This is a genomic window from Nitrobacter vulgaris (assembly GCF_031453995.1).
In the GTDB taxonomy this organism is placed as follows: Bacteria; Pseudomonadota; Alphaproteobacteria; order Rhizobiales; family Xanthobacteraceae; genus Nitrobacter; species Nitrobacter vulgaris.
Genome location: NZ_JAVDPZ010000006.1, coordinates 15,056 through 28,877, shown reverse-complemented (window position 1 = coordinate 28,877; position 13,822 = coordinate 15,056). Strand labels below are relative to the sequence as shown.

Sequence of the window (13,822 nt, the reverse complement as noted above, 5' to 3'; positions counted from 1 at the left end):
GCTTATTTCGCCTGACCGGACGACGCCGGTTTGGCCAGCGTCGACCACCAGATGTCAGGAGCCATCACGCCGAGATACTTCGGCAGGCTCGGCGGATGTCCGAACACATCCCAATAGGCCAGCCGGTGCGCGTTCGAATACCATTGCGGCACCCAGTAGCGGCCGGCGCGAATGACGCGGTCCAGCGCGCGCGCGGCGAACACCAGTTTCGCGCGGGTATCTGCGGCGATCACCTGCTCCATCAGAGAATCGACCGCGGGGTCAGCGATGCCGGCGAGGTTGTTCGATCCCTTGGTTGCTGCCGCCTGCGACGAAAAGAACGGCCGCAGCGAGTCACCCGGCACGGTCGAGAAGCTGAAGCGCTCGATCACCATGTCGAAATCGAAGTCGTCGCGCCGCGCCCTCGCCTGCACGGAATCTACCAGCCGCAGCGTCGCCTCAATACCGAGCGTCCCGAGGTTCTTGATGTAGGGCATGTGGTGGGCCTGGAATGACGGCTCGTCGAGCAGGAACTCAACGCGGAATGCCTCGCCCTGTGGCGTCATCCGCTTGCCGTCCTTGATGTGAAAGCCCGCGTCGTTGAGCAGTTGCGCGGCTCTGCGCAACAGCTTACGATCCTGTCCCGAGCCGTCGGACACCGGCGGCACGAACGGCATGCCGAACACCTCGTCCGGAACCTTGCCGCGGAACGGCTCCAGCAACGCCGCTTCCTCCGGCGACGGCAAGCCGCTCGCCATCAGATCGGAGTTCTGAAACGGCGACACCGTCCGCACATAGGCGCCGTACATGATGCTCTTGTTGGTCCACTCGAAATCGAAGGCGCAGTCGAGCGCCTCGCGAACGCGCAGGTCCCTGAACTTGTCGCGGCGCGTATTGATGAACCAGCCTTGCGCGCCGGACGGCGTCTCGTCGGGCAACTGCTCGCGCTTGACGCGGCCCTCGGTCATCGCCGGGAAATCGTAGCGCGTATTCCAGATGCGCGAGGTGAATTCCTCGCGGTACAGGTAGCTGCGGCCGGTGAAGCCTTCAAAAGCCACGTCGCGATCGCGATAGAAGTCGAACCGCACCGTATCGAAATTATAACTGCCGCGGCAGACCGGAAGATCGGCGCCCCACCAGTCCTTGACCCGGTCGAACTCGATGAAGCGATTGGATTCGAACCGGCCGACCTTGTACGGCCCGCTGCCGAGCGGGACATCCATCGTCGATTCCGCGAACGGATGCGCGGTGTAATAGGCTTGCGAGAAGATCGGCATGCTTGCTACGAACGGCGGCACGTCACGGCCGCGCTTCGCAGCGAAGGTGACGACGAGCGTCGCATCGTCGATCGCTTCGGCCTTCACCATGTCACGCATCTGCTGCGTGATCAGGGGGTGGCCTTTGGTCTTCAAAATCGTCAGCGAAAAGGCGGCATCGCGCGCGGTGAGTTTTTGCCCGTCATGAAACCGGGCCTCCGGTCGCATCTTGAATTGATAGGTCAATCCGTCGGCCGAGATACGCACGGTCTTCGCCGCCAGACCGTACATCGCATCGGGTTCGTCGCCGGCACGCGCCATCAGCGAGGTGAACGTCATCCCCATGCCCTGCGCGCCGTCCCCTTTCAGAATGAAGGCGTTGAGCGAATTGAAGGTCTGGAACGACTGGTTGAAGGCGCGGCTGGACGGAATGGTCGAGAACAGGCCGCCTTTCGGCGCGTCGGGATTGACGTAATCGAAGTGGTGAAAATCAGCAGGGTATTTCAGGTCGCCGAATGCCGACATGCCGTGGGATTCACCATGGGATTCGGTCTTCGCGTCGTTCGCGGCAGCCGGCCGTAGCCATGCCGACCCTACCGCGCCGATCCCGAGAGCGATCACCTGCCGGCGGCTGGGCTGCCTCATCCGCGCGACCCTCCTCAAGATCGCTTGCCGACCTTGGCCGCCTTGTCGGCATCGTACCACCACAGCGCCGGAAAGGCGTCGACACCGTACTTCGGCATCTCGGCAGGCCGCCCAAAGCGGTCCCAACGGGCGGTGCGATGAAAAGGATAGCTGAATTGCGGCACCACATAGTGGTTCCACAACAGCACGCGGTCGAGTGCCTTGGTGGCTGCGACAAGGTCGGCGCGGTCTTTAGCGAAGATCACCCGCTCGATCAGCTTGTCGACGGCGGGATTCTTGATGCCGAGGACATTGCGCGAGCCCGGCATATCCGCCGCGTGCGAACCCCAGAACTCTCGCTGCTCATTGCCCGGCGACAGCGATTCAATCCAGTTATTGACAACCACATCGAAGTCCCAGCTGCGCATCCGGTTCTCGTACTGCGTCGTATCGACGGTCCGAACGGTTGCAGTGATGCCCATGCGCTCCAGCGACGGCTTGAAGAACAGCATGATCCGCTCAGCGCTCGGATCTTCCGACATTAATTCCAGTTCGAATGGCGCGCCGGTCTTGCTGTCCACCAGCTTGTGGTCACGCACCTCATATCCCGCCTCCTTGAAGAGCTTCATGCCTTCGCGCAGGTTGCTGCGAACCGCTTCGGGATTGCCGCCGACTGGATTGCTGTAAGGCGTGGTGAACACTTCGGCCGGAACTTCAGCGCGAACGGTTTCAAGGATTTCAAGCTCCCTGCCCTCGGGCAGGCCGCTTGATGCCAGTTCTGTGCCATAGAAATAGCTATTGATGCGCTTGTACTGGCCGTAGAATAGTTGCTTGTTCATTTCCTCGAAATCGAACGCGAAATTCAGCGCCCACCGCACGCGAGGATCCCTGAACTTGTCGCGGCGGATGTTGAGGGCGAACGCCTGCATCACGCCCGCATTGCGAATGGGAAATTCTTCCAGAACAACGCGGCCGTCCTTCACCGCCGGAAAATTGTAAGCCGTGGCCCAGTTCTTGGCGCTGTTTTCGGTGCGCCAGTCGACCTGATCGGCCTTAAAGGCTTCGAGCGCAACCGTGCCGTCGCGGAAATATTCATAGCGCAGCTCGTCGAAATTATTTTGGCCAACGTTGATATTGAGATCGCGACCCCAGTAATCCTTGACCCGCTCCAGCGTCACCGAGCGCGCTGCTTCAAAACTCTTGATCCTGTAGGCCCCGCTGCCGAGCGGCGGCTCCAGCGTGGTCGCGGAAATGTCCCGTTTGACGCCCGCCTCGTTGGTGCCTTCCCACCAGTGCTTCGGTAACACCATCAACTGTCCGACGATCTGCGGCAGTTCGCGGTTGCCCGGCGCATCGAAGGTGAAGGTCACCTCGCGCTCCCCGGTCTTTTCGGCTTTCACAACATGGCGGTAATAAGCTGCATAGAACGGACGATGCTTCTTCAGCGCGTTGAACGAAAAAATCACGTCATCGGGCGTGACCGGCTTGCCGTCGTGCCACTTCGCCTCGGCCCGTAGCCGGTGGGTCACGAACGAGAAATCGTCGGGATAACCAACCGACTCGGCCAGCGCGCCATACTCCGTTGAAACCTCGTCCAGCGATTGAGTCGTCAGCGATTCATAGATCAGCGCGACTCCTGACGCGATCAAACCCTTCACGCCCGCCACGGCAGGGTTGAAATTATCGAAAGTGCCGAGCGCGATCTGCCGCGCCATCCCGCCTTTGGGCGCGTCCGGATTGACATAGTCGAAATGCTTGAAGCCTTCCGGATATTTCACCTCGCCGAACAGCGAAAGCGCGTGCCGCCATTTGAGGCCGGCCGACCCCGCCTGCGCATGCGCCGCTTCGATTGTCGAAGCGCCGGTCAGGACTTTGATCGCGGGAGCGGCTGCGATCAGGGCACCGCCGTGAAGGAGACGTCGTCGTGTGAAGGCCAATGCGAATATCCCTACGAGTTATCGGGGCGAGCTAGCGCATGATGCGCCAAAGTGCGACGGGCTGGCGATGATCATGCGCGTTCTCACTCCTGGAGCGCAATCGACCCAGAATTGCTGGTCGCGCTCCAGAGTCCGATTCAACTGTGTTGAACCGACCTCTGTTCTATTTTTTCGATTGAGCATGATCTTGTTTGAAAACCGGTTTCCACTTTTCGGCATCATGCCTGGCGGTGCAACTCGAAGCGCACTGTCTCGGCCGATTATGTCGGTTTTCGGGGATGATGCCACCCACCTCTCGAACTTGTGCGGTGAAACCAGCCGGTTAAGTGTGGGCGACCGGCACGGTGAGCGACTTTGAAAACTCCTGCCGCCGGTTGGCAAGGCTATACAGCGTAACCTTGCGGCATCCGTCAGCGGCTAGGGCTTGTCGGAATTCTTGCGCAGATAGGCAATGAGGTCGGCTCGGTCGGTGTCCTTCGGAATGCCGGCGAACGACATCGCCGTGCCGGGGATGTATTCCTTCGGACCGGCCAGGAACTTGTCCAGTTCATCAAGCGTCCAGGTGCCGCCCTTGGCCTTCATGGCAGCCGAGAAATTGAAGTCATGGCCCTTGCCGCGCGGCTCGCCGACGATGCCATAAAGGTTAGGACCGACGCGGTTCGGTCCGCCCTTCTCAAGGGTATGGCAGGCGGCGCATTTCTTGGCCACGATGGCGCCGTTCTCGACCGACGCGGCTTGCAGCCTCTTCCCCAGCGACACCGCCGACGCGACCTCGGCTTCCTTGCTCGAAGCCGCCGGCTTGTCGTCCTTGTGAACTGCTTCCTTGTGAGCTGCCTCTGGCGCTTCCTTGACCTCAATTTTATAACCAGGCTTCGCAGGCGCATGCGACGCGAAAATCGTCTTGGCAACGAAATTCATGACCAGCAGAACGAGGCAGGTGCCCAGAACCGCGCCAAGAAATTTATTGATCATTGAGGAAGTCCATCTGCGGCAAGGCTCCACGCTCGAAAGTCGGCCGCACGGCCGGCTGAACGACGACGGAGATGCCGCGGACCGGCCTCGCGGAGGCGGCAGGACGAGATAACGGTTTGCCGGCGTTCTGACAACCCGTATAAATGCCGCAGATCTTAAGAAGCTGCGCCAATTTTCCGCTCTCTCCCAACCTATGACCCAGACCCGCACCCTCGTGCTGATACCTGCCCGCATGGCCGCGACCCGACTTCCAGGCAAACCATTGCTGGATATCGGCGGTCTGCCGATGGTCGTCCATGTCCTGCGGCGGGCTGAGGCCGCCGGCATCGGGCGCGTCGCCGTCGCCACCGACACTCCCGACATCGCGGCCGCGGTGACGGCCCATGGCGGCGAAGCGATCATGACGCGCGCCGATCATCCGTCTGGGTCCGACCGCGTTTTCGAGGCGCTGGGCAGGCTGGATCCCGAAGGCAGCATCGATACAATCGTTAACCTCCAGGGCGACTTCCCGACCATCCGTCCGGGCACGATTCGCGACGTGCTCAAGCCGCTGGCCGACCCCTCGGTCGATATCGCCACGCTGGCCGCCGAAATTCACTCCGATGAGGAGGCCACCAACCCGAATGTGGTCAAGGCCATCGGATCTCCGGTCGACTCGCGGCGACTGCGCGCGCTTTATTTCACCCGCGCTACCGCCCCGTATGGCGAGGGCCCGCGCTACCATCATGTCGGGCTTTACGCGTATCGCCGCGAGGCCTTGCAGCGCTTTGTCGAACTGCCGCCCTCGCCTCTCGAGCGACAGGAACGGCTCGAGCAGTTGCGGGCGCTGGAAGGCGGAATGCGGATAGACATCATGATTGTGGACGACGTGCCGCGGGGCGTCGATACCGCGGCCGACCTCGAAACCGCCCGCCGGCTCCTCGCCAATTCAGCCTCTGGCGAATACCCGGCCCGCTGATAGAACAACTGATGACCAAGATGATGAAAATCGTATTCCAAGGCGAGCCCGGCGCGAATTCCCATATTGCCATCGCGGACGCCTATCCCGATGCCGAACCGTTGTCTTGCGCGACCTTCGAGGACGCGCTCGCCGCCATCGCGTCCGGCGAAGCCGACCTCGGCATGATCCCGATCGAGAATTCGGTGGCCGGCCGCGTCGCCGACATTCACCACCTGCTTCCGCAGTCGGGGTTATTCATCGTCGGCGAATACTTCCTGCCGGTCCGCCATCAACTGGTGGCGCCGCGCGGAGCAACGCTCGCGGATATCAAGACCGTCGAAAGTCACGTTCACGCCCTCGGGCAATGCCGCCGTATCATCCGCAAACTTGGCATCCGGCCGATCGTCTCGGGCGATACCGCCGGCGCTGCCCGCCTTGTCGCCGAACGCCGCGATACCAGTTGTGCGGCGATCGCTTCGCGTCTCGCTGCGCAACTCCATCATCTCGACATTCTCGCCGAGGATGTCGAGGACGAGGACCACAACACCACGCGTTTCGTGGTGCTGGCACGAGAGGCCAACTGGGCCAAGCAAGGATCTGGGCCGCTGGTCACCAGTTTCGTCTTTCGAGTGCGCAACCTGCCGGCCGCGCTCTATAAAGCAATGGGGGGATTTGCCACCAACAGCGTCAACATGACCAAGCTTGAAAGCTACATGGTCGATGGCAACTTCTTCGCTACACAATTCTATGCGGATGTCGAAGGCCACCCGGACGATCGCGGCCTCGCATTCGCGCTGGAGGAGTTGAGGTTCTTTTCAAAGGAGCTTCGCATCGTGGGCGTCTATCCGGCTCATCCGTTCCGCGCGACTTTCCGCGAACGAGCGGATTGACCAAGTTTCGTGCATTGTCCGCCCCCTGAGTTGGGCAATTTTCAGTTTATGTCGATATATGTGCATGTTCCCAAACAGGTGATATTTGATATCATCAACGAATTCAATATAATACAATTTTTCAGTCTGCCCATTATATCGCATGACTGATCTATTTGCCTTACATATATGGGGGAGGTGGGCTACTTCCCATCACGGGGACGTCTAATTATGGGCTATCCTAGTGGGAACGCCAATCTGTGATGGCACGGCCATGAGGCCTAGGCGTTTTCCGGAAACTATCGGCGCTGAAGGCACGGTGAGGCAGATGCAGTGGAGTTCACGAGTCATGACAGACGCTTCCGCCGCGGTTCATAATGACCTTGGCGCGCAAAAACGACCCACGATCTCGTTCGAGTTCTTTCCGCCCAAAACCGAGGAGATGGAGCACAATCTTTGGGGCACCATTACCCGCCTCGCGCCCCTTGATCCGAGCTTTGTCTCTGTGACATACGGCGCCGGCGGCTCGACTCGCGAGCGCACCCATTCGACCATCGCGCGCATCCTGTCGGAGACCCAGCTTCGTCCGGCGGCGCATCTCACCTGTGTCGGCGCTCCGCGCGGGGAGGTCGATGAGATTGTCAGCCGCTATCGCGACATCGGCGTCCGCCATATCGTCGCCCTTCGCGGAGACCCCCCGGGCGGCATCGGCACGGCCTACAGCACCCATCCCGAAGGTTATCGCAGTTCGACCGACCTCGTCGCCGGCATCAAGCGGCGGCATGGCGACATCGAAATTTCTGTGTCGGCCTATCCCGAAAAGCACCCCGAGAGTCCCGACATCGAGACCGACATCGACGTCCTTAAGGCAAAGGTCGATGCCGGCGCGACCCGCGCCATCACCCAGGTCTTTTTCGACAACGACCTTTACCTTCGCTATCTCGATCGCGTCCGCGCGCGCGGCATTGATATTCCGATTGTGCCGGGCATCATGCCGATGCACAACTTCAAGCAGGCCAGAGCCTTTGTGACCAAGGCGGGCACCACGGTTCCAACCTGGCTCGCCGAAAAATTCGAAGGGCTCGATGAGGATCCGGAAACGCGCAAGCTGATCGCGGCGACGGTCGCGGCCGGTCAGGTCCAGAAGCTCGCCAAGCGCGGCGTCGATACGTTCCACTTCTACACCATGAACCGCGCCGACCTGGTGTTCGCGATTTGCCATCTGCTCGGCATCCGGCCCGATGCTGCCCAGAAGGCGGCGTGATCCCATCTTCCGCCCAAAGACGTGGATGTCCGCGATAAGCGCGGGCATAACGATCACAGGATAACAAGCGTGACAAAAAGTTCGAATCCCACTGCCGAGAAACTCCGGAACCTCGCGCGCGAGCGCATTCTGGTGCTCGACGGCGCCATGGGCACCATGATCCAGGCGCGAGGGTTCGATGAAGCCGCGTTTCGTGGCAAGCGATTCAAGGATTTTCACCGCGACGTGCGCGGCAACAACGATCTCCTTATCCTCACCCAACCGCAAGCGATCGAGGACATTCACGCGCAGTATCTGCGCGCCGGCGCCGACCTCGTCGCCACCAACACGTTTTCATCGACATCGATCGCGCAGGCCGACTATGACATGTCGGATCTCGTCTACGAACTCAACCGCGAGGGCGCGAAGCTCGCGCGCGCCGCCGCCGCCCGTGTCAGTGGCGAGGACGGCAAGCCGCGCTTCGTCGTCGGCGCTATCGGCCCGACCAATCGCACCGCGTCGATCTCACCAGACGTCGCCAATCCTGGCTACCGGGCGGTCACCTTCGACGACCTGCGCAAGGCCTATGGCGAACAGATCAATGGCCTGCTCGACGGCGGCGCGGATCTGCTGCTGGTTGAAACCATCTTCGACACGCTGAACGCCAAGGCTGCGCTTTACGCCGTCGCCGAAATCGGCGAGGAGCGCGGCATCGAGATTCCGGTGATGGTCTCCGGCACCATCACCGACAAGTCCGGCCGCTTGCTGTCGGGCCAATTGCCCGAAGCGTTCTGGCACTCGGTACGGCACGCCAGTCCGCTCACCATCGGTTTCAATTGCGCGCTCGGCGCGGAAGACCTGCGCGCGCATGTCGCCGAGATCGGACGCGTCGCCGACACGCTGGTTTGCGCCTATCCGAACGCGGGCCTGCCCAACGAGTTCGGCGAGTACGACGAGAGCCCGGACTACATGGCGCGGCTGATCGGCGAGTTCGCACAAGCCGGCCTCGTCAACATCGTCGGCGGCTGCTGCGGCACCACGCCGGATCATATCGCGGCCATCGCGGCCGTGGTCGCCCCACACAAGCCGCGCGTGGTGCCGGTCGTTGCGCCGCGGCTGCGGCTGTCGGGGCTGGAGCCGTTCTCGCTGACCTCCGACATCCCCTTCGTCAACGTCGGCGAGCGCACCAACGTCACCGGCTCGGCCAAATTCCGTAACCTGATCAAGGCCGGCGATTACACCGCTGCGCTCGATGTGGCGCGCAACCAGGTCGAGAACGGCGCCCAGATCATCGACGTCAACATGGACGAAGGCCTGCTCGACTCGGAAGCGGCGATGGTCACCTTCCTCAACCTGATCGCGTCCGAGCCCGACATCGCCCGCGTGCCGGTGATGGTCGATTCCTCCAAGTTCTCGGTGATCGAGGCTGGGCTGAAATGCATCCAGGGCAAGCCGGTAGTGAACTCAATCTCGCTCAAGGAAGGCGAGGAGAAATTCTTGCACGAGGCGAGGATCGCGCGCCGGCACGGCGCGGCCGTGGTGGTAATGGCCTTTGACGAGACCGGGCAGGCCGACACCTATCAACGCAAAACCGAAATCTGCAAGCGCGCTTACGACATCCTGACCGAGGAGGTCGGCTTTCCCCCGGAAGACATCATCTTCGATCCGAACATCTTCGCCATCGCCACCGGCCTCGAGGAGCACAACAACTACGGCGTCGACTTCATTGAGGGGACGCGCTGGATCCGCCAAAACCTGCCGCACGCGCATATCTCAGGCGGCGTCTCCAACCTGTCGTTCTCGTTCCGCGGCAACGAGCCGGTGCGCGAGGCCATGCACTCGGTGTTCCTGTATCACGCCATCAAGGCCGGCATGGATATGGGCATCGTCAATGCCGGGCAGATGATCATCTACGACGACATCGACCCCGAGCTGCGACAGACCTGCGAAGACGTGATTCTGAACCGCGATCCCGGAGCATCGGAACGGCTGCTGCAACTGGCGGAGAAATTCCGCGGCGCTGGCAAGGAAGTGAAGGAGAAGGATCTCTCCTGGCGCGAATGGCCGGTGGAGAAGCGGCTGAGCCACGCGCTGGTCAACGGCATCACCGAATATATCGAGGAAGACACCGAAGCCGCGCGCTTGACGGTCGAGCGCCCGCTCAACGTGATCGAAGGGCCGCTGATGGCCGGTATGAACGTGGTCGGCGACCTGTTCGGCGACGGCAAGATGTTCCTGCCGCAGGTGGTGAAGTCGGCGCGGGTGATGAAGCAGGCGGTCGCCTATCTGATGCCGTTCATGGAGGAGGAGAAGGCACGCAATCAGGCCGCCGGCATCGAGGGCGCGGGCAGCACCTCCGCCGGCAAGATCCTACTCGCCACCGTCAAGGGCGACGTCCACGATATCGGGAAGAACATCGTCGGCATCGTGCTTCAGTGCAACAACTACGAGGTGATCGACCTCGGCGTGATGGTGCCGGCCGCCAAGATCATCGAGACGGCAAAGGCCGAGAAGGCCGATATCGTCGGCCTCTCCGGCCTCATCACGCCATCGCTGGACGAGATGGGCTATTTTGCGGCGGAGCTTGAGCGTCAGGGTCTCAACCTGCCGCTCCTGATCGGCGGTGCGACCACCAGCCGCGTCCATACCGCCGTGAAGATCGACCCCAACTATCGCAACGGCCCGGTGATCCACGTCAACGACGCCAGCCGCGCCGTCGGCGTCGTTGCCTCGCTGATGTCGCCGGAGCGGCGGGAGGCCTACGCGGCCGGAGTGCGCGCCGAATACGCCAAGATTTCCGCGGCGCATTTCCGCGCCCAGCAAGACAAGAAACGGCTGCCGCTCGCGGCCGCCCGCGCCAACGCAGTGCCGATTGACTGGAGCAGCTACCGCCCGGTCAAGCCGACCTTCCTCGGAACCAAAGCCTTCACCGACTATCCGCTGGAAGAACTGGTGGAGGTGATCGACTGGACGCCGTTCTTCCAGGTGTGGGAACTGGCCGGGCGCTTTCCAGCGATCCTAGACGACAAGGTGGTCGGCGAGACCGCGCGCGCCCTTTATGACGACGCACGCAAGATGCTGGACCGCATCGTTAAAGAAAAGTGGTTCAAGGCCTCCAGCGTGATCGGCTTTTGGCCCGCCAACCGTGTCGGCGACGATATCGCAGTTTACAGCGACGAGAGCCGCACCACGCAGATCGCGACCTATCACACCCTGCGCCAGCAACTCGAAAAACGCGAGGGCCGTCATAACGCCGCGCTGGCGGACTTCATCGCACCGAAGGAGACCGGCATCGCCGACTATATCGGCGGCTTCGCCGTCACCGCAGGCCTAGGCGAGGACGAAATCGCAGCTCGCTTCAAGAACGCCAATGACGACTACTCGTCCATTCTGGTGAAGGCGCTGGCCGACCGCCTCGCGGAAGCCTTCGCCGAACGGATGCATCAGCGCGTGCGAACGGAATTCTGGGGCTACGCGCCGGATGAGGCGCTGACCAACGATCAGCTCATCCGGGAAGAATATGTCGGCATCCGCCCCGCGCCCGGCTATCCGGCGCAGCCCGACCATACCGAGAAGGCCACGCTGTTCCGCCTGCTGGATGCGACTCGCGCGACCGGCGTCGAGCTGACGGAGAGCTTTGCGATGTGGCCCGGCTCCTCGGTCTCCGGTCTCTATTACAGCCATCCCGAAAGCCAATATTTCGGCGTCGGCAAGATCGAGCGCGATCAGGTCGAGGACTATGCCACCCGCAAGGGGATGGAGGTCACCGAGATCGAACGCTGGCTGGCGTCGATCCTCAACTACATTCCCGGTCAGGATGTTTCCGGCCAGGGCGGAAAGCCCACCGCGACGCCGGTGCCCGCACCCGCCAACGACGCCTCCGCCGACGTCGCCGGTCATCCGCCAGGCTGCCAATGCGCGGTGCATCTGAAATTGCGCAAGACCGCTGCGCGGGCGGGCTGACCGTGGACACATCCGCGATCGCCGCCGCACTGCTGGATTCATCCGCGGACGCGATCATCGCCACCGATCGCAACGGCACGATCACGTTCTGGAGCCCAGGCGCGGTCAGGATTTTTGGCCATAGCACCAGCGAGGCAATCGGCCAGTCGCTCGACCTCATCATTCCGGAAAACCAGCGCGCCCGGCACTGGGCCGGATACCGCGAGGTGATGCTGACCGGGCAGAGCCGCTACAGCGGTGGCGACGTGCTTGCCGTTCCCGCGCTTCACAGGGACGGCCGGCGCATCTCACTCGAATTCACCATCGTGCCGCTGACGGACGTCGCCGGCCGCATCACCGGGCTGGTGTCGGTGCTGCGCGATGTCACCGCCCGTTTCGCGGAAATCCGTCAACTGCGCCACAAAGCGGCGGCGAAAGTCTGAGCGACTGGTCCTGCCGCGCGTGCGCGGCCGGCATGCCGCATTCCCCACATACGAAAAGCCTATTGCTCGTCGCTCGCCAGCACGCCACGCACTGCGGCCGCCCAACCCTTGAGCTTTCGCGTCCGCGTCGCGGCGCTCATCGCCGGCCTGAAGCGGCGCTCGAGCCGCCAGTTGTCGGCAAATCTCGACGGCTCCGGATAAACGCCTGCGGAGAGCCCCGCGAGGTAGGCCGCGCCCAGCGCGGTGGTCTCCTGAATGACCGGCCGATCGACCGGTGCCTCGAGCAGGTCCGCAAGACGCTGCATGGTCCAGCTAGATGCCGTCATGCCGCCGTCGACACGGAGCACGGTGTGCGCGGCGTCGGCGCCCGGCCAATCGGCGCGCATTGCGTCCCAAAGATCAAACGTCTGGTAGCAGACGCTTTCCAGCGCCGCATGAGCGAGTTCCGCCGGCCCGGTGTTGCGGGTCAGTCCGAACAGCGCGCCGCGCACATTCGGTTTCCAGTACGGCGCTCCCATGCCGACGAAAGCCGGCACAAGATACACGGATTGGGTGGGATCGGACTGTTCGGCCAGCGGCCCGGTCTCCGAAGCCTGTTTGATGAGACCAAGGCCATCCCGCAGCCACTGCACCGCGGAGCCTGCGACAAAGATCGAGCCCTCCAGCGCGTAGGTGCGTTGGCCGTTCAGCTGATAGGCGATCGTCGTGAGCAGCTTGTTGTTCGATGCGACCGGCGTCGTGCCGGTGTTGAGCAGCGCAAAGCAGCCGGTGCCATAGGTCGACTTGATCATACCGGGGGCGAAACACGCCTGACCCACCACCGCGGCCTGCTGGTCGCCGGCGATGCCCCGGATCGAGATCGGCGCGCCAAACAGTTCGGGGGCGCTGTCGCCGAAATGCACGGACGAATCCTTCACCTCCGGCAGCATCGCGCGCGGCACCTGGAGCATATCCAGGAGTTCGTCGTCCCACTGCCCGGTGTGAATGTTGAACAGCAGCGTGCGTGACGCATTGGTGGCGTCGGTTGCGTGTACCTTGCCGCCGGTCAGCCGCCACAAGAGATAACAATCCACGGTACCGAACATCAGCTCTCCGCGCATCGCTCGCGCACGCGCGCCGGGCACCGAGTCGAGGATCCAGGCGACCTTGGTGCCGGAAAAATAGGGATCGATGATCAGGCCGGTTTTCGCCGATATCGCGGGCTCATGGCCCTCGGCCTTCAGCCGCGCGCAAATATCCGCCGTGCGCCGGTCCTGCCACACGATCGCGCGATGCACCGCCTTTCCGGTGGCGCGATCCCAAACCACAGTGGTTTCCCGCTGGTTGGTGATGCCGATGGCGGCGATGTCCTTCGGCGTGACGTCCGCTTTCTTCATCGCCTGCCGGCAGGTCGCAACGGTCGAGGTCCAGATGTCTTCCGGCTCGTGCTCGACCCAGCCCGACGCTGGAAAGTGCTGCGGGAATTCCTGCTGTGCGATCGCGGCGATGGAGATGTCAGCGCGAAACACGATGGCGCGCGACGATGTGGTGCCCTGATCGATGGCGAGAATGTGAGTTTCCATGAATTTCTTCTCAAACTTGCGGGCTTGCTCCCCGGCTGCGCCAAGCAAGCGGAGG

General features: G+C 62.4%; 9 protein-coding genes. 5 read left to right on the top strand and 4 right to left on the bottom strand.

Features of this window, described 5'->3' with window-relative positions; all coding sequences use genetic code 11:
* Positions 1–2: 2 nt before the first annotated feature.
* The 3 genes from GGQ85_RS05235 to GGQ85_RS05225 form a co-directional block, all read right to left on the bottom strand.
* The gene (locus tag GGQ85_RS05235) at positions 3–1,880 is read right to left on the bottom strand and encodes an extracellular solute-binding protein (protein WP_309773679.1); all 1,878 of its coding nucleotides are present in this window, start codon (positions 1,878–1,880) and stop codon (positions 3–5) included.
* A 14-nt stretch (positions 1,881–1,894) separates the two neighbouring features.
* Positions 1,895–3,796 (bottom strand): extracellular solute-binding protein, encoded by a 1,902-nt coding sequence (locus tag GGQ85_RS05230; RefSeq protein ID WP_309773678.1) that lies wholly within the window; start codon positions 3,794–3,796, stop codon positions 1,895–1,897.
* Between the two features lie 417 nt (positions 3,797–4,213).
* Positions 4,214–4,768, bottom strand: a complete 555-nt coding sequence (locus tag GGQ85_RS05225; protein WP_079445347.1) for a c-type cytochrome — start codon at positions 4,766–4,768, stop codon at positions 4,214–4,216.
* A gap of 193 nt (positions 4,769–4,961) precedes the next feature.
* Between GGQ85_RS05225 and GGQ85_RS05220 the strand changes: the two genes are divergently transcribed.
* The 5 genes from GGQ85_RS05220 (at position 4,962) to GGQ85_RS05200 (ending at position 12,205) form a co-directional block, all read left to right on the top strand.
* Positions 4,962–5,726 carry a 3-deoxy-manno-octulosonate cytidylyltransferase gene (locus GGQ85_RS05220; protein WP_309773677.1) on the top strand — a complete coding sequence of 255 codons (765 nt, stop codon included), beginning with the start codon at positions 4,962–4,964 and terminating at the stop codon, positions 5,724–5,726.
* Positions 5,727–5,737: 11 nt separating this feature from the next.
* Positions 5,738–6,598 carry a prephenate dehydratase gene (locus GGQ85_RS05215; RefSeq protein WP_309773676.1) on the top strand — a complete coding sequence of 287 codons (861 nt, stop codon included), beginning with the start codon at positions 5,738–5,740 and terminating at the stop codon, positions 6,596–6,598.
* A gap of 328 nt (positions 6,599–6,926) precedes the next feature.
* On the top strand, positions 6,927–7,841 hold the full coding sequence (gene metF / locus GGQ85_RS05210; protein ID WP_309773675.1) for a methylenetetrahydrofolate reductase [NAD(P)H]: 915 nt from the start codon (positions 6,927–6,929) through the stop codon (positions 7,839–7,841).
* 69 nt (positions 7,842–7,910) lie between these two features.
* Positions 7,911–11,783, top strand: coding sequence for a methionine synthase (gene metH, locus GGQ85_RS05205; protein ID WP_309773674.1), 3,873 nt, complete (start codon positions 7,911–7,913; stop codon positions 11,781–11,783).
* A 2-nt stretch (positions 11,784–11,785) separates the two neighbouring features.
* Positions 11,786–12,205 (top strand): PAS domain-containing protein, encoded by a 420-nt coding sequence (locus tag GGQ85_RS05200; protein WP_309773673.1) that lies wholly within the window; start codon positions 11,786–11,788, stop codon positions 12,203–12,205.
* A 59-nt stretch (positions 12,206–12,264) separates the two neighbouring features.
* Here GGQ85_RS05200 and glpK read toward each other — a convergent pair whose 3' ends face one another.
* Entirely contained in the window at positions 12,265–13,767 is a 1,503-nt protein-coding gene (glpK, locus tag GGQ85_RS05195; protein WP_309773672.1) for a glycerol kinase GlpK, read from the bottom strand.
* Positions 13,768–13,822 lie beyond the last annotated feature (55 nt).

Bases quoted from the DNA above. Each gene is read 5' to 3' on its own strand.
- GGQ85_RS05235 (WP_309773679.1), bottom strand. From the start codon at position 1,880: ATGAGGCAGCCCAGCCGCCGGCAGGTGATCGCTCTCGGGATCGGCGCG.
- GGQ85_RS05220 (WP_309773677.1), top strand. From the start codon at position 4,962: ATGACCCAGACCCGCACCCTCGTGCTGATACCTGCCCGCATGGCCGCG.
- GGQ85_RS05225 (WP_079445347.1), bottom strand. From the start codon at position 4,768: ATGATCAATAAATTTCTTGGCGCGGTTCTGGGCACCTGCCTCGTTCTG.
- glpK (WP_309773672.1), bottom strand. From the start codon at position 13,767: ATGGAAACTCACATTCTCGCCATCGATCAGGGCACCACATCGTCGCGC.
- GGQ85_RS05215 (WP_309773676.1), top strand. From the start codon at position 5,738: ATGACCAAGATGATGAAAATCGTATTCCAAGGCGAGCCCGGCGCGAAT.
- metF (WP_309773675.1), top strand. From the start codon at position 6,927: ATGACAGACGCTTCCGCCGCGGTTCATAATGACCTTGGCGCGCAAAAA.